Here is a 15,432-nt window from a genome sequence, read left to right as displayed (position 1 = left end):
CCCTCCGTTTCTTCGTTTGTCAACTGTTTTTCACCGTCCTAATAGGGAAAAAGCAGCTCGACGTACGAGGTCAAGCTGCTTGGCAGCGCTCACGGGAAGCGCGGGAATTGGCCGAAATCCGGTTTCCGTTTTTCCTTGAACGCCCGCATTCCTTCCTTCGCCTCTTCGGTCGTGTAGAAAAGAAGGGTGGCGTCGCCAGCGAGCTGTTGGATGCCAGCCAACCCATCGGAATCGGCGTTGAACGCCGCCTTTAAGAAGCGAATGGCGGTCGGGCTTTTTTCCAAAATTTCCTTCGCCCATTTGACGGTCTCTTCCTCAAGCTGATCAAGCGGGACGACTTTGTTGACGAGCCCCATCTCGAGCGCCTCTTGAGCGTTGTACTGGCGGCACAAATACCAAATTTCGCGCGCTTTTTTATGGCCGACGATGCGCGCTAAATAGCCGGCGCCATAACCGCCGTCAAAGCTGCCGACTTTCGGGCCGGTTTGTCCGAAGATGGCGTTGTCAGCCGCAATCGTCAAATCGCAGACGACATGAAGCACGTGGCCGCCGCCGATCGCATAGCCAGCGACCATCGCGATGACCGGTTTCGGAATGACGCGGATGAGCCGCTGCAAATCGAGCACGTTCAAGCGCGGAATTTCGTCCTCGCCAACGTATCCGCCATGGCCGCGCACTTTTTGATCGCCGCCTGAACAAAACGCTTTGCCGCCGGCGCCGGTCAAAATGATGACACCGATGTCCGCATCATCGCGCGCCTTCGTGAACGCATCAATCATTTCGTTCACCGTTTTCGGCCGAAACGCGTTATGTACTTCCGGACGATTGATCGTAATTTTGGCGATGCCGTCGTACGTTTCATAAATAATGTCTTCATACTCATACTGCTTCACCCATGGAAACGGCATTCACAATTCCCCCTTTGTCATGAATTCACTTACTATTTTAGCAAAAATCTCGGGCTGTTCCACGTGAATTGCATGTCCGGTTTGACTCACGGACATCCGTTCACTATTTGGCAACCGCTCTTGCATTTGGGTCGCTAGGCGACAAAACTTCTCATCTTCTTCCCCACATAGGAGAAGAACGGGCTGCTGCACCCCGCCAAGCTGCTCCCAAAACGACGGCTGCACGCCGGTGCCCATTCCGCGCAAGCTGTTGGCCAGCCCCACCGCCGTATGGCGAAGCCGCTCACGGCGAAGCGCCGCCCGCACCGGCGCCGGCAACCGCCGTTGTGTCGCAAACAATGGAAGCTGCTCCCAATAGTCGACGAACGCGCGCACGCCCTCCTGTTCAATCCGGCGCGCCAACGCCTCGTCCGCTTCTCGCCGCGCGCGCCGCTCCGCTTCTGTTTTCAGCCCCGGTGAACTGCTTTCAAGAATGAGACGGCGGACGCGGTGCGGATAAAAAATAGTAAACGCCAAAGCTAGACGTCCCCCCATTGAATACCCGAGCACGTTCACCTGTTCGAGGCCGAGCTGATCAAGAAGCGCCGCCAAATCAGCCGCGGCCCGCTCGATTCGATAGCGCATAGCAGCGGCCGGCGCTTCGGTCCGCCCATGCCCCAACAGATCGACGGTGATACAGTGCCAACTCGACCAATGCGACAGTAGCGGACGCCATGTGTCAGCGCTGCCGGTAAACCCGTGAAGCAACAACAGCGGTTCCCCTTCCCCATATTGTTCCACATGGTAATCAATCCCATTCAGTTTCATATCGATTCCGTTCCTCTTTGTTCGAGAAATTTCGCAATTTCCTGGGAAACCTCATCCCATAGCTGTCGATGCATACGGACGTTTTCCGCCCGCGACGTCCGCACTTCGACAACATTCAGGCCGCCGCTGTGGAGCGCTGCTGAGACATGGCGGCGAAATTCCTCCCATGTATGAGGCTGGGCATAGCGGCCTCCGTATAGATGAACGGCATGGTGAAACGATAGACCGGTCGGCGTGCCAAACAGCGTTTCGAACGCTCCTTCATAGCGAGCCTGCGGCAAAAAGGAGAAAATGCCCCCACCGTTGTTGTTCAACAAAATGATCGTTGCCGACAGCCGATGCATGGCGGCGGCCAACAGCCCATTGACATCATGGTAAAACGACAGATCGCCGATCACGAGCACAAGCGGATCCGTGACCACACTGGCGCCTAGCGCGCTCGAGACGACACCGTCGATACCGTTGGCGCCGCGATTGGCCAACAGGCGAATCGGTTTGTCGTTGGTCCAAAAAAACGTATCGGCATCGCGAATTGGCATGCTGTTGCCGACAAAGAGCGCCGCACCGGGCGGCAGCAGCTCAGCGAGTTCCGCGAACACTTTTCCTTCAAACCATTCGTCAGACGGCAGACGCTCCCGCAGCACGGTGCGGGCGAGAGCGTTGATCTCCCTCCAAACGGTCGACCAAGCGCCAGCGCGCGGCTTCGGTTCAGCCAGGCCAAGCAGCTGGCGACAAAACGCCGCAGCATCGCTATGGACGAAGCACGAAGCCGCTAACGTCGGATCGCGAAAGCCACCGTCATCGACGACGATTTGCCGGATAGTGCGATGTTGTTTCAGCCATAAAAAGAGCGGTTTCGACACCGGCATGGCGCCAAAGCGAAGCACCACGTCCGGGACAAGGCGGGAAGCGGCCGCTTCCTGCCGCAATATGGCGTCGTAGCTGTCAATCACATACGTTTTGTCATGCGAGCCGGCGCGTAGCTGGGAAAGCGGATCGGCGAGAATCGGGAAATCCAGCGCGCGCGCAAGCTCCGTCACCGCTTCAGCAAAGCCGGGCTGATCAAGCGGCCCGCAAACAATCAGCCCACGCTCGGCCGCCGCTAACTGCTCGTAAACCATCGCCGCACTGTCGCCGGCCAGCATCGAACGACCGCTCAGAACTTGCGGCGCTTTGGAAACGGACCGCACGCTCTCCCAAACGCCATCATCGATCTCGGGAACAAGCGGCTCGCGAAACGGGGCGTTGACATGGACGGGACCAGCTGGGGCGCTTGCCGCCATCGCCGCGGCCCGCGCCGCCATCGTCCGCGCGTAGCCGATCATCGCATCGGTCTCTTCCGGCAGCGCCAAGTCGACAAACCATTTTGCATATCGTCCGTATAAATGCAGTTGGTCAATGGCTTGCGGCGCTCCGACATCGCGCAGTTCGTGCGGGCGATCGGCCGTCAGCACGACCAGCGGCACCCGCGAATAGTGCGCCTCCACGATGGCCGGCCAATAGTTGGCCGCCGCCGTCCCGGATGTGCATACGAGCACGATCGGCCGCTGCTTCGCTTTCGCCATGCCGAGGGCAAAAAACGCGGCGGACCGCTCATCAATGTGCATCCAAAAGCGAAACTTAGGATGAGCCGCGATCGCCATCGCCAACGGCGTCGAGCGCGACCCCGGACTGATGACCGCTTCGGTCACCCCAGCCTGCGCCAAGCCGTCGACCAACGCAGCCACGTACAACGATAACGCCTTAGTCATTATCCATCACCCCTAAAGCGGATCGCATCGGTCTCATTTTCACCGCTGTTTCCTCATACTCACTGTCCGGGTCCGAATCAGCGACAATGCCGCAGCCGGCAAACAGAACAGCATCGTTACCAACGAGCAGCGCAGAGCGAATGGCGACCGCCCATTCCCCGTCACCTTCGCTGTTCACCCAACCGATCGGAGCAGCGTACCACCCGCGATCTAGCGGCTCAAGGGAGCGAATCGCCGCCAACGCCCGTTCGCGCGGCGATCCACCAAGCGCTGGTGTCGGGTGAAGCAACTCCACCAATCTGAGCACAGACGGCTCGCGGCAACCACGGCCGACGACCGGAGTGCACAAATGCTGAATGTGCGGCAGCTTCAGGAGCTGCGGCCGTGCGGGCATTTCCACCGCCTCACAGACCGAGGAAAAAAGGCGGTGAATCATACGCACGACGAATTGATGCTCCTCACGATTTTTCACATCCGCCTGCAACCACGCGCCAAGCCGCTCGTCCTCATTCGGAGTGGCGCCGCGGCGCACCGATCCGGCCAAGCATACAGAGCCGCATGTCAGCCCAGCCTTTTCGACAAGCTGTTCGGGAGAAGCGCCGATCAAACAGCGGCCATCTTGTTCAAAAGCAAACAAATAGGCAAACGGCTGCTGCTCGCGCAGGCGGAGAAGCACGGCGGCCGGATCAGGCGGTTCTGTGAACCGCAAGCGGCGGGCGCGGGCCAGCACCACCTTGTCCAATGAACCGGCGCGAATTTGCCCGATGGCCTCACGCACCGCGGCAAGCCAACGATCACTCGCTTCCTCAACATCGGAAACAAGCGTGGGCAGCGCCGCCGGAGCATCCGCGCGCAGTGAAGCGCGATCCAACAGCCGTCCGACCCGCTCCATCTCCCGCTCCCCTTTTCCGCCGACAGGCACCGTCACCGTCAGCTGTGCCCGCCCGTTGCGGACGGTAAGAAGCACCGCCGGAGCGATGAGCTTAGCGGCCGGAAAACGACTCCATAAACCGGTTCGCTCCCGATGCGGATCAAACGAAAACCCGCCGAACAAGAGCGGCGGCTGATGGACTTCGCCATAGCTGACAACGCGCTCGCTCCATTCTTGACGCTTCGCCTCCATCTCGGCAAACCGGTCATCGCCGTTATCCGTCTCCAATGTGCATACCGAGCCGAGACCGACTAGAACTGTAGTCCCGCTTGGATTCGACCAAAAAAACCGTTCGCGAAATCCGCACGCCGGCCCTTGCATAAAAAAAGAAACCGGATCGATGTGTTCCCACGGTTCCGTCCAGCTGACAAACGGCCTCGCTGCACGCGCCGCCCATTTATGCAATTGTTGCTGAAGCTGATGTCGAAATCCAATGGCCATTCATCCTCACGCTTTCTTTCGCAAAGTTCCTTCCCCATCCCACTTCCCATTATATATAGTAGGAAATAATTTATCTATCGGAAAGGGTTGACACGCTTTCACCGTTTTCCTACACTTATTTTGAACGTAAACGAACCGTACTTTCACGGAATATAAGGGGAATGGGGACATGCAACTGTTAACGATGGACCAACGCCCGCCAGCCCGCCGCGACTGGCGCGTCTTTTGGCGGCTGACGCGTCCGCACACGCTGACAGCGGCGTTTGTGCCCGTCTGCGTCGGCACGGTGCTGGCGCTTGGCGACACATCAGTCGACTGGCTGCTGTTTGCTGCGATGCTTTTGGCTTCGCTGCTCATCCAAGCGGCGACCAACATGTTCAACGAATATTATGACTACAAACGCGGTCTCGATTCACCTGAATCCGTCGGCATTGGCGGCGCCATCGTCCGCGATGGCCTCAAGCCCAAAACCGTGCTCGCCTTGGCGTTTGGCTGCCTAGGGGTGGCGATGCTGATCGGCGTCTATATCTGCATGGAAAGCAGCTGGTGGCTCGCCGCTGTCGGCACGATTTGCATGGCGGCCGGCTACTTTTACACTGGCGGACCGTTTCCGATCGCCTACACTCCGTTTGGCGAGCTGGCAGCTGGGTTTTTTATGGGGTGTTTAATCATCTTGATTTCGTATTTCATCCAAACCGGCGCCATTCACGCCGATGTCGTTTATGTCTCGATCCCGCTGGCGATTTTCGTCGGTGCCATTTTGCTGGCCAACAACATCCGTGACTTAGAGGGCGACCGCGAAAAAGGGAGAAAGACGCTCGCCATTCTGGTCGGGCGCGTTTGGGCGGTACGCTTGCTCGCCCTCATGTTTGTCGCCGCCTTTCTTTGGACGGTCGGACTTGTGATCATTGGCACCGTTCCTCCTTGGGCGCTGCTCGCCTTAGTCAGCGTTCGAAAGGCGGTGGCGGCGACGCGGGGATTTATCGGCAAAGTCAAACCGCTGGAAATGATGCCGGCCATGAAAGCGACAGCGGAGACGAATACGCAATTCGGCTTTTTGCTCGCCATCGGCTTGTTGATCAGCCATTGGCTGTAACACGCGGTCACCATGTGGCCGTGTTTTTTATGCTGACAAACATAAACCGGCTGGCTGTCGGCTTCATCCTCTGACCGTGTTTTTTTTTCGTTTTCGCCCATACTAACCTTATAAAGGGCTGACGGAACGCCGCGGGCGCCCCGCCGGTAAGTGTTTCTCCCACGGAAGCGCCTTGATTCCAATGGGCTCCGTTTCTCGCAAGCGGTTGAGAAAACGCGGCCGGATGCCACGTCAGCCTGAACAACGCGAATGGCGAAGGAAGGAGTTGCAACCGATGTTGACGAACGAACAGCTGGCCGCCCTCCGCTCCACCTTGCTCGCGATGAAACAGGACATCGAAGAGCGGCTGAAACAAAACGACCATTTCGGCCTCATGCGCAGCCATGCCCACGATGCCACCGGCGAGCTGGCCAGTTATGACAATCATCCGGCCGACGAGGCGACCGAGCTGTATGAGCGGGAAAAAGATTTGGCGTTGGATGAACATACCGAGCGCGAATGGCGCAGCATCGAGCGGGCGCTCCAAGCCATGGACGAGGAAACATATGGAACGTGCCGCGTCTGCGGTCAGCCGATCCCGTACGAACGACTGGAAGCGCTGCCGACCACCCTTTATTGCCGGGAGCACAGCCCGGACCAAACCGTCTCACAAAAACGGCCGCTGGAGGAAGGAGTGCTCATGCCGCCGTTTGGCAAATTTGATTTTGACGGCCGCGATGAGTCGGTCGCTTACGATGCCGAGGATGCGTGGCAGGAGGTCGCCCGTTACGGCACGTCCGATACCCCGTCCGACCTTGGCAAAAACGTTGACTACTACGGCGAAGTGTACGCCGAGTCGGAAGAGAACGTCGGCTATGTCGAGGACTTGGAAAACTTCGCAGCTGTCGATTTGTACGGAAAAAACGTTCACGTGTACCCGACAAGAGAACACGAACAGCTCGAACAGCAATTGGATGATGAAGGCATCATGTCCAATCTCGGCGATTTGCCGGCGTACGAAAAAGACCCGTATACGTCCACAGGCAGTTACCGCCGTTATGACGAAAGGCCATCCGAACAACGTTTTGATGAACCCACTCCTTAAACGATCCGGGAACAATGAACTTCACACAAAGGATCATCAGCACTTTGGTCTTTTTTGAAACGGAGAAAGTGCGTGTTCCGTACTACATACTGCAACGGAACGAAACGATAAACCTACACGAAATTGAGTACCAGCTGGACGGTGATGATTGACCTAAACAAGGGTGTCTTGAGCTAAGCAGGACACCCACCTTCAACCTTTTCAGGTGGGGCCGGACCATCGGTGAATGTCGACCGTTTTCACCTTCCGTTTTGACCTAACGTTCTGCGCGAGAAGGGGAACGCGACATCTTTCTCGATTGAGAACCCTTAACTAAACGTACTTTTCTCTCAGCATCCCGCGGGAGCGAATTACCGCCTTGACCGACGAGTCAAACGCGTTTTTCCGGTCGGTCAGTTCGGCCAACGGGGTCGTTTGATCCATGAACCGACGGGTTAAACTCGTTTTTCCCGGTCGCCCAGCCCGTCGATTTCCCCATTTGTCTCGTTGACCCCCGCCCCTTTAGAAGGCTGGTGAAACGCCGCTGTCACACACCAATCGGCGGCATTTTCATTCAGAAAAGAAAGCGGATTTTGCAAGGTTTCTCTAAATGAGAAATGGGTGAGATCAGTAACAGTTTCCCCGAAATCGCCAGTCTTTTAGAAGGTTGGTGAAACGCCGCTGTTTGCCTTGATTGACGGTTGAACGGTGAACATAGCAGCTGCTGCCACAAGTTTTTCTACTTGAGAAACGATTCGGAAAAGCGGTTGTGTGAGCAACTCACCGGCCTTTTCCACAAATATCCCCATCACCACCCGGATGTCGATAAATTTTGGTTGCACATCGCTTCTTACTATATTATAATATATATAAACTAATAATTATTATAAAAAAGGAGGCTGCCTATGGCTTCTGCATCGTACGACTTTCACCATCTTCCTCATGTCAAAACGCAGAGTGAATCGAAGAAAGCGCTCTGGGTGACGCTGGCGCTGACCATATTGTTTACCGCTGTGGAGATCGCCGGGGGGATTCTTTCAAACTCGCTTGCCTTACTGTCCGATTCTGCTCATATGGCTTCCGACGTATTGGCGCTCGGACTGAGCATGATCGCTCTTTACTTGGCGACACGTCCGCCTAATCCTCGTTTTACATTTGGGTTTTTGCGGTTTGAAATCATCACCTCGCTTTTGAACGGTCTAACGTTGGCCGTCATTGCGCTCTGGATCTTATGGGAAGGCATTCAGCGCTTTCTCCATCCGCAGCCGATCCAGTTTCGCCTCATGCTCGGGATTGCCGCCGTCGGCCTCATCGTCAACGCGACGCTGACGATCGTCTTAAGCCGAAGCACAAAAGCGGAAGACAACTTGAACGTTCAGAGCGCCCTTTGGCATTTCATCGGCGACTTAATCAGCTCGATCGGTGTCATCGTTTCCGCGCTTCTTATTTATTGGACCGGCTGGACAGTATTCGACCCGATCATCAGCTTGGTGATCGCCGCCATCATTTTCACGGGCGGGGCGAAAATTATGCGCGAATCGTATCTCATCTTAATGGAAGCCGTGCCCGAACGATTTGACCTCGAACAAATCCGCGCCGACATCCGAACGATCGAAGGGGTCGAAGACGTGCATGATATGCATTTATGGGCCATCTCGACCGACCATTACTCGCTGTCGGCTCACGTGTTTGTCAACGAACACATCCAACCGCTTTGCGTCATCTTAGCCGTGAATGAACTGCTCCAAAAGAAATATGGCATTGCACACGCAACCATTCAGGTCGAACATGCAATGCTCCATGACCACGGAACCTATGGTAAAGCATTTTTAGAGAAAAAAAGAATAGGAAGATGATAAAGCTCCTTACCAAATGAATGGAGGCTGTTCCTAAGAGGTGTACCCAACCATTTGGGAACAGCCGCTTGAGAAGTGAGATGAGGAGGCGATATGTTCTCTTCAATCCCGTCTTCTACCTATCCCCCAAATGTGAGCGCCACTTCATAGGCATACATTTGATTCCCAAGAACGTAATCAAGCGGTGCTTTTCCCCGCTGATCATGCGCTTTGCGAAATGCTTCGCTTTTTGTCCAGCCAATAAACGCATCTTTTGTCTCCCACATGGTGCAAACACGCACTTCATCATAATTGTTTGGTTGTTCATTTACCAAAATATCCAAACGCACAAATCCAGGTGCTTTTTCAATTCCTTTTCTTTCTTCAAATCTTTTCACCAGCTGTGATGCGAACCCTTTCTTTACGCGAATCTCATTAGCCACTAAATACATTGCAGTCATTCTTTCGTGCCCTCCTAATACTTTCCTTTCACATCGAAAAATTACGATCTACCTTCCCTACTTACTCACATGGCTCCATGAATCACCGAGCCAACAGTGGAACTGTGCGACTGCTTAGCGGCAGCAGCATCTCTTCTTCTTTTTGGAAAGAAAAACGGTTGATGATCCTCATCATACACAATGTGTACATCTATTCCGAAAACTTCTCGGAACATTTCCTCGCACATCACCTGCTGCGGCGCTCCCTCATAAACAATACGCCCCTGTTTGACAACAATCATTCGGTCGCTGTATTGAGCTGCTTGATTGATGTCATGCAACACCATGACAACTGTAACTCCCCATTGTTTATTGAGTTGCCGAACGAGCTCCATAACTTCCAGCTGATGAACGATATCCAAATGATTCGTTGGTTCATCCAACAGCAGCAGTTTGGGGCATTGAGCAATAGCCATCGCAATCCAAGCTCTTTGCCGCTCCCCACCCGACAACGAGGGAAGAAAACGATTGGCATATGATGTAAGATTCGTTACATTCAACGCCCATTCAATAACCCGTTGGTCTTCTTGACTGAGATTCGCTGCCCATCGTTGATAAGGATATCTTCCTAACTCTACTAATTCCGATACCGTTATGTCTAACAAATGATTTGTCAACTGTGGCAGCATCGTCATCGTTTGTGCTAATTCTTTCTGCCCCCACGACTTCAGCTGTCGTCCATCCAAAATAACCATTCCTTCCAAAGGCTGAAGAAGGCGGGCTACAATGCGGAGCAATGTCGACTTCCCCGAACCATTCGGACCAATAATACTAGTGATTTCACCTTCTCGAATCTCCAAATTAATATGTTCAAGAGCAAACGAATCCGAGTGGCGATAGACTACATCACGAACGAAAAGCACCGAGCCCACCTCTTTTATAAAGGATATATAGAAAGAACGGGCCACCTAAAAATGAGAGGACCAACCCAACCGGAAGTTCGACTGGATCAAACCAACTGCGCGCCAATGTATCTGCCAAGACAAGAAACCCTCCTCCAGCTAGTGCCGAAAAAGGCAAAACCACTCGTTCATCATCGCCAACAATCATTCGGACAATATGTGGAATGACCAAACCGATAAATCCGACCATTCCCGATACGCTGACAGCAATTCCAGTGAGCAATGCGCTGACAACAATTAAGAAGAACCGAGACCATTCGACATGATGACCTAACAGCTTCGCCATATCGTCTCCCAATCGCAGTAAGCGAATGGGTTTGATAGCCAGTAAAGAAAGAAGCAAGCCCGGAACTCCATACATCAACAACAATTTCGCTTGCTCCATGGTAGCGCCGCTGATGACCCCAGTCATCCATGGCAGTACTGCTTCAACCCGATCGCTGTATAACAGCATAATGGCGCTCATCGTCGCTCCTACCACCGCGTTGATCGCCACGCCTACTAGCACGATCCGTCCAATCGATGTTCCCTTCGCTTGCCACGATAAAGCGTACACTATCATGGCTGTGATAAACCCGCCTACAAATGCCGCAATCGGCAGCACAGCTAAATGTTCAGGAAATACAATTGTAATCGTTACAGCCATCAACGCAGCACCTGATGACACACCGATAATCCCCGGATCAGCCAGCGGATTTCTCATCACCCCTTGCATAATCGTCCCTGCGACAGCCAAACACATTCCGACAATCATGCCGACAATTGTCCGTGGCAAACGCAAGTCCCAAACGATCGTTTCGTTAGGAGTGTGTTTTCGTTCAATTAAGCAATCCCATACTTGCACTAAGCTGAGTTTGACACTTCCTGTAATAATTGAATAAACAAATACAGAAAAAAGGAACACAAGTAAGACCATCAATGTTAAAACTCTGCGCCGATAGTATGGATGCCGCTTTGCTCCCACAGCCATGACTTGCCTATCCATTGTTAAATCACCGCCTTTTTCCCTTTCAGCTAGGGAAACAAGCTGAAACCAATCCCTCCGCCTCTTCTTCTTTTACTAGCTGTTGTGGTAATGGAAGAAACGATTCAAAAAGACCATTACTTCACTTTTACTTTTCGTAATTCTTTATTCATGTACTCTAACGCTTTTCCGACGTTCACTCCAGGATTGGCAGCAAACAATGAATTAGGGAGGAAAACCACTCTGTTATTTTTGACTGCCCGCAAGTTTTTCCATGCACTTGTTGATAATAACTTCATGAATTCTTTTTTCACTTGCGCCTGATTGCCATGAGCAATTATAAAAATCACGTCCGGATCACTCTGGATAATGCGCTCGCTGCTCAGGGAAGCGTAACCGGGATACTCTTTGATTTTTGGAAACTGAGCAGCAACGTTTTCACCGCCAGCCTTTTTCAACACATCGCCAGCATAAGAGTTCGGTAATGCTGCCAAAGAAGTGACTCCTGCTCCAAAAACAATCAATGCCCGAACTTTTGTTTTGGACTTGCTGTATGTCTTGATTTTTTTATCAATTCCACTGACAAGCGCTTTTGCCTTAGACGATTTTCCAAACAGATTTCCTAATAAAATAATGGATTGTCGAATATCATCGACCGAATCGCCTGATGTCAGCACCACTTTCAATTTGAGAGATTCAGTCTTTTTCAAATAGCTTTGAAATGATTTGGAAGCGATGATTACATCGGGCTTGAGACTCACAATCTTCTCGAAATTTGGCTGGTGGATATTTCCAACTTCAGGAATTCTTTTCAGTGAGCGTGCAACCGGGACGTTGGTTGTCGGCCTTCCTACGACAGAAATCCCTAAGGCTTGAAGAGTGTTTAAATCACCGCTTCCTAATACTACCACTCGTTTTGGCACGCTCTTGAATTTCACGATTCTCCCTGCCAAGTCTTTGACCTTGACACTTTTGTCTGCTGCATGGACACTTCCTGAATAGGCTGCCAATCCTCCTAGCAACAAGCAAAATACGAGAAGCAACGATACGAATCGTCTCATGATGAGCACCCCCTATTAATGATTTTGATTATTATTATCATTAACACTTACATAAATGATATTAATTGATAATGATTATTCTTGTCAATAAAAATTTGCAAAACAAAAAATTTTTGGTTCAACACCAGAACGCGACTTAATAGACGGTCCATTCCGCTGAGCAAGTGTAGGCGTTTCCTGTCCCTTCTTGGACGCATACGCCAAGAATGCAATAAAAAATCAAGAACAACTTTTGATGAATAGCCAATTTTTTATCTGCCCACTTTCATTCCCGTCAAATCAAGGTCTCTAAAAGGAAGAAAGGAAAGCAAGAGCGAATACAACGATACAGATATCAACTGAGAAAGGAAGGGAAAACTTATGGAAATCGGAACAATCTTCTCGTTTTTCAGCGTCGCTGTTTTGCTTACGTTAGCCCCAGGCCCGGACATTTTGTTCGTCATCGCCCAAAGCCTGTCCCAGGGCAAACAGGCGGGCATCGCCACCGCACTCGGGCTGTGCACCGGCCTGCTTGTCCATATCAGTGCCGCCACGTTTGGCGTCTCAGCCATCATTTATCAGTCGGCCTTGGCCTTTGCCGTCGTCAAATACGCAGGGGCCGGGTATTTGCTGTACTTGGCATGGCAGGCGTTCCACGAAAAAGACGCTGGCCTAGCACTCGGGCGTCAAGAGCAGCTCGCCTTGAGATCGCTGTACAAAAAAGGCATCTTGATGAACGTGCTCAATCCGAAAGTGTCGCTCTTCTTTTTGGCGCTCCTGCCGCAGTTCGTTGATCCATCAGCGGGCCGCGTGCCGCAACAGATGTTGCTTCTTGGCGCCGTCTTCCTCATTCAGGCGCTCGCCGTGTTCACCTTGGTGAGCATCGGCGCGGAAAAACTCCGCCACTGGCTGCTGTCGAACGAACGAATCGCTCGGCAAATCCAGTGGCTTAAAGGCATCCTGTTCGCCGCCATCGGCATCCAAATCGCCTTCAGCGAGCGACCGTAGCGGCCGAAAACGAAACGAGCGGGCTGTTTTTTCAGCCTGCTTAAGATTTTTTAGCAGCTGCACACCTAGTTGACAAAGCGGGCCATCAAAAGCAAATCCCAATACGTCTTGTCATCGATTTTCGCCGCGTTTTTCTTCACCCCTTCTTCCACAAATCCAAACTTTTGATACAATCGAATCGCGTTCGTGTTGTCAGCGACGACTTCGAGGCAAACTTTTTCAATAAACGGATGTTCCGTTGCCCACTCAAGAAGCGTCGCAAGCAGCGCCTTGCCGACCCCTTGGCCCCGAAAGCTGTTTTTCACGCTCATACCAAAAGCCCCTTGGTGCTTCGTCCGTTGCTTATTACCGTTATGAAAATCCAAAAACCCGATGATATCCCCTTCCTGCTCGGCGACAATCGCCAGCTTTCCGGGATCATCCATCATTTGTTGCAACCATTGTTTTTGCTGCTCGCTCGTGATTGTTACTTCCGATGCCGTCGTCAGCAAATACGACGCTTCCGCCGCCACCGCCTTCACAAACGCAACGATCCGCTCGGCATCCTCGGGCCATGCCGTCCGTATAACAATCGGTTGGCCGCTTGCCGTCACCAACCGCCTTGGCTGGATGTTTCCCATAACGATCCCTCCTTGCATTGTTCTGGTTGCTCACTTGTGAGTGAACGACCCCCACTTAATTTTCTAGCGAAAATTTGAAGTGGAGGCTTCCAAAGAAGTTTGACTGCTTCAAGCAATCCTTATTCTTTGAGGCGTGTCCACTTCGCCGCTAGAGCATAAGACACTCAGGTCTACAGCTTTACTTTTCTTTAAGATGTTTAATGCGCCATTGACATCAGCATTAATTAGTTTGCCAGACTTTGTTCGATACAAGCCGCGCTTAATACGTTTGCCGCTGAACTTATATTCTTTTGGATTGTCGGCATTATATTCAGGAATCTCATCGCCGTCAAAAAAGCTGGCTTGAGACGTATATGATTCTTCCTGTTTAAAGAATTCAATGCCGTAAAATTCACAAAGATATTCTAGTTTTTCTTTTATGTTACCGAGAGGAATATTGACAAAGTTTTGATTTGTCTTTTTTCCTAGATTAATATTGCGTTGCAATGTCTCAGCATAGCCAATGACAAGTTTGCCAATTTGATTTTCAATACAGTAGTTAATGATGTAACGGCAAGTCTTGTTGATATAATCATTCACTTTATTATTGCGATTCATAGCAAGCAACGCCTGTTTACGAGTCGTGCCTTTGATTTTTTGCTTATCTTTCATGCTTTGAAGTCTGGCATTTTCTTTGTTAAACCATTGATTTATACTTTTTAATCTCCGCCCATCAATGATGAATGATCTGCCGTCTGATGTGACACAAGTGGCAAGATTGTTTAATCCTAAATCAATGGCCAGTGCTTTTTGGTCATTTAATTCTCTTTGATCTTCAGGCATTTCATATTTGTACTGAATCTCAAAGAACCTGGCATGATGCTTAGGAATGATTTCAATCTGCTTAATCTTTTTGTCCAGCAACACAGGCGGAATCGTTATCGTGATAGGCTTGTGAGTCTTTTTAAATAGGCGAGAATACGGTATCGTGAATTTGTTGCCGTCTATACGAATCTGGCCAATGATCAGTGAATGAAAGCCATCTTTTTTAAGATATTTTGGAATACTGATAGCCTTGTAGTCATATTTTCCTCGTTTGGCAAGACTGATCAAACCAAAGAAAGATTTAAAGGCTTCATTGACCTTTTTTAAAATTTGCTGTGCCATGTTGCTGTTTAACAGCTTATAGTTTTCGTTAGTTTTTGCAAGATGATCGTTTTTCTCATAATTAAGAAATTCCTTGTGTTCAAAATAGTATTGTCTGACATTGTACAATCCGACGTTGTACATGTTCTTGGCAATATGGCACAGTTCTCGAAGAGTCAAGTATTCTTCTTTGGTCAAACCATTTAGCTGTTGCTTGATACAAAAATACATGTTTTCACCTCCCATCTAACTATATGATACTATAATTTTACTGAATCTATACTATTTTCAGTAAAATATAGTTAAGGCGATTCATCTCCCACTTACTCCGCTTCGCTTCGTTGAAGTGGGAGTCTCTTCTCGCCTAATTAAGATAAAAAATCTGCTTGACGACCAGAAAAACAAAGAGTATACTCGTAGTATACTTTTGATACTAGGGGT

15 protein-coding genes are annotated in these 15,432 nt (G+C 51.1%); 4 read left to right on the top strand and 11 right to left on the bottom strand.

Going from position 1 to position 15,432, the window contains the following annotated elements:
• Positions 1–89: 89 nt before the first annotated feature.
• The 4 genes from menB to B4113_RS08640 are packed head-to-tail and all read right to left on the bottom strand — an operon-like array spanning position 90 to position 4,838.
• Entirely contained in the window at positions 90–908 is an 819-nt protein-coding gene (gene menB, locus B4113_RS08655; protein WP_033018311.1) for a 1,4-dihydroxy-2-naphthoyl-CoA synthase, read from the bottom strand.
• Positions 909–1,721 carry a 2-succinyl-6-hydroxy-2,4-cyclohexadiene-1-carboxylate synthase gene (menH, locus tag B4113_RS08650; RefSeq protein WP_369802244.1) on the bottom strand — a complete coding sequence of 271 codons (813 nt, stop codon included), beginning with the start codon at positions 1,719–1,721 and terminating at the stop codon, positions 909–911.
• The gene (gene menD, locus B4113_RS08645; RefSeq protein ID WP_033844410.1) at positions 1,712–3,466 is read right to left on the bottom strand and encodes a 2-succinyl-5-enolpyruvyl-6-hydroxy-3-cyclohexene-1-carboxylic-acid synthase; all 1,755 of its coding nucleotides are present in this window, start codon (positions 3,464–3,466) and stop codon (positions 1,712–1,714) included. The genes menH and menD overlap by 10 nt, the downstream gene beginning before the upstream one ends.
• Positions 3,459–4,838 (bottom strand): isochorismate synthase MenF, encoded by a 1,380-nt coding sequence (locus B4113_RS08640; protein WP_033844411.1) that lies wholly within the window; start codon positions 4,836–4,838, stop codon positions 3,459–3,461. Before B4113_RS08640 ends, menD begins: the two co-directional genes overlap by 8 nt.
• A 169-nt stretch (positions 4,839–5,007) precedes the next feature.
• Between B4113_RS08640 and B4113_RS08635 the strand changes: the two genes are divergently transcribed.
• Both B4113_RS08635 and B4113_RS08630 read left to right on the top strand, forming a co-directional pair.
• Positions 5,008–5,934, top strand: coding sequence for a 1,4-dihydroxy-2-naphthoate polyprenyltransferase (locus B4113_RS08635; protein ID WP_051962738.1), 927 nt, complete (start codon positions 5,008–5,010; stop codon positions 5,932–5,934).
• A 274-nt stretch (positions 5,935–6,208) separates the two neighbouring features.
• Positions 6,209–7,018, top strand: coding sequence for a yteA family sporulation protein (locus B4113_RS08630; RefSeq protein ID WP_033844413.1), 810 nt, complete (start codon positions 6,209–6,211; stop codon positions 7,016–7,018).
• A gap of 638 nt (positions 7,019–7,656) precedes the next feature.
• Here the strand turns inward: B4113_RS08630 and B4113_RS19520 are convergent.
• Positions 7,657–7,839, bottom strand: coding sequence for a hypothetical protein (locus tag B4113_RS19520; RefSeq protein WP_033844415.1), 183 nt, complete (start codon positions 7,837–7,839; stop codon positions 7,657–7,659).
• Between the two features lie 63 nt (positions 7,840–7,902).
• On the opposite strand from B4113_RS19520, the gene B4113_RS08625 reads away from it, so the two are divergent.
• The gene (locus B4113_RS08625) at positions 7,903–8,853 is read left to right on the top strand and encodes a cation diffusion facilitator family transporter (RefSeq protein ID WP_033844416.1); all 951 of its coding nucleotides are present in this window, start codon (positions 7,903–7,905) and stop codon (positions 8,851–8,853) included.
• A 119-nt stretch (positions 8,854–8,972) separates the two neighbouring features.
• Here the strand turns inward: B4113_RS08625 and B4113_RS08620 are convergent, their stop codons facing one another.
• The 4 genes from B4113_RS08620 to B4113_RS08605 form a co-directional block, all read right to left on the bottom strand.
• Positions 8,973–9,293 carry an antibiotic biosynthesis monooxygenase gene (locus B4113_RS08620; RefSeq protein ID WP_231559855.1) on the bottom strand — a complete coding sequence of 107 codons (321 nt, stop codon included), beginning with the start codon at positions 9,291–9,293 and terminating at the stop codon, positions 8,973–8,975.
• 65 nt (positions 9,294–9,358) lie between these two features.
• Positions 9,359–10,195, bottom strand: coding sequence for an ABC transporter ATP-binding protein (locus B4113_RS08615; RefSeq protein ID WP_051962740.1), 837 nt, complete (start codon positions 10,193–10,195; stop codon positions 9,359–9,361).
• Positions 10,179–11,219 carry an iron ABC transporter permease gene (locus tag B4113_RS08610; protein WP_033844417.1) on the bottom strand — a complete coding sequence of 347 codons (1,041 nt, stop codon included), beginning with the start codon at positions 11,217–11,219 and terminating at the stop codon, positions 10,179–10,181. The genes B4113_RS08615 and B4113_RS08610 overlap by 17 nt, the downstream gene beginning before the upstream one ends.
• Before the next feature lie 116 nt (positions 11,220–11,335).
• Positions 11,336–12,259, bottom strand: a complete 924-nt coding sequence (locus B4113_RS08605; RefSeq protein WP_033017915.1) for an ABC transporter substrate-binding protein — start codon at positions 12,257–12,259, stop codon at positions 11,336–11,338.
• Between the two features lie 360 nt (positions 12,260–12,619).
• On the opposite strand from B4113_RS08605, the gene B4113_RS08600 reads away from it, so the two are divergent.
• Positions 12,620–13,246 (top strand): LysE family translocator, encoded by a 627-nt coding sequence (locus B4113_RS08600; protein WP_033844422.1) that lies wholly within the window; start codon positions 12,620–12,622, stop codon positions 13,244–13,246.
• Between the two features lie 65 nt (positions 13,247–13,311).
• Here the strand turns inward: B4113_RS08600 and B4113_RS08595 are convergent, their stop codons facing one another.
• Both B4113_RS08595 and B4113_RS08590 read right to left on the bottom strand, forming a co-directional pair.
• Positions 13,312–13,866 carry a GNAT family N-acetyltransferase gene (locus B4113_RS08595; protein WP_031407497.1) on the bottom strand — a complete coding sequence of 185 codons (555 nt, stop codon included), beginning with the start codon at positions 13,864–13,866 and terminating at the stop codon, positions 13,312–13,314.
• 108 nt (positions 13,867–13,974) lie between these two features.
• Positions 13,975–15,222 (bottom strand): RNA-guided endonuclease TnpB family protein, encoded by a 1,248-nt coding sequence (locus B4113_RS08590; RefSeq protein ID WP_033844426.1) that lies wholly within the window; start codon positions 15,220–15,222, stop codon positions 13,975–13,977.
• Positions 15,223–15,432: the final 210 nt, after the last annotated feature.

This window comes from Geobacillus sp. B4113_201601, from assembly GCF_001587475.1.
GTDB classification, from domain to species: Bacteria; Bacillota; Bacilli; order Bacillales; family Anoxybacillaceae; genus Geobacillus; species Geobacillus icigianus.
Note: the sequence above shows the minus strand (reverse complement) of the source record. Positions and strands in the feature narration are given on the sequence as shown.

Excerpts from the sequence above, each read along its gene's own strand:
- B4113_RS08635 (WP_051962738.1), top strand. The coding sequence starts at position 5,008 with ATGCAACTGTTAACGATGGACCAACGCCCGCCAGCCCGCCGCGACTGG.
- B4113_RS08590 (WP_033844426.1), bottom strand. The coding sequence starts at position 15,222 with ATGTATTTTTGTATCAAGCAACAGCTAAATGGTTTGACCAAAGAAGAA.
- B4113_RS08600 (WP_033844422.1), top strand. The coding sequence starts at position 12,620 with ATGGAAATCGGAACAATCTTCTCGTTTTTCAGCGTCGCTGTTTTGCTT.
- B4113_RS08595 (WP_031407497.1), bottom strand. The coding sequence starts at position 13,866 with ATGGGAAACATCCAGCCAAGGCGGTTGGTGACGGCAAGCGGCCAACCG.
- B4113_RS08630 (WP_033844413.1), top strand. The coding sequence starts at position 6,209 with ATGTTGACGAACGAACAGCTGGCCGCCCTCCGCTCCACCTTGCTCGCG.
- B4113_RS08605 (WP_033017915.1), bottom strand. The coding sequence starts at position 12,259 with ATGAGACGATTCGTATCGTTGCTTCTCGTATTTTGCTTGTTGCTAGGA.
- menB (WP_033018311.1), bottom strand. The coding sequence starts at position 908 with ATGCCGTTTCCATGGGTGAAGCAGTATGAGTATGAAGACATTATTTAT.
- B4113_RS08620 (WP_231559855.1), bottom strand. The coding sequence starts at position 9,293 with ATGACTGCAATGTATTTAGTGGCTAATGAGATTCGCGTAAAGAAAGGG.
- B4113_RS08640 (WP_033844411.1), bottom strand. The coding sequence starts at position 4,838 with ATGGCCATTGGATTTCGACATCAGCTTCAGCAACAATTGCATAAATGG.
- B4113_RS08610 (WP_033844417.1), bottom strand. The coding sequence starts at position 11,219 with ATGGATAGGCAAGTCATGGCTGTGGGAGCAAAGCGGCATCCATACTAT.
- B4113_RS08625 (WP_033844416.1), top strand. The coding sequence starts at position 7,903 with ATGGCTTCTGCATCGTACGACTTTCACCATCTTCCTCATGTCAAAACG.
- menD (WP_033844410.1), bottom strand. The coding sequence starts at position 3,466 with ATGACTAAGGCGTTATCGTTGTACGTGGCTGCGTTGGTCGACGGCTTG.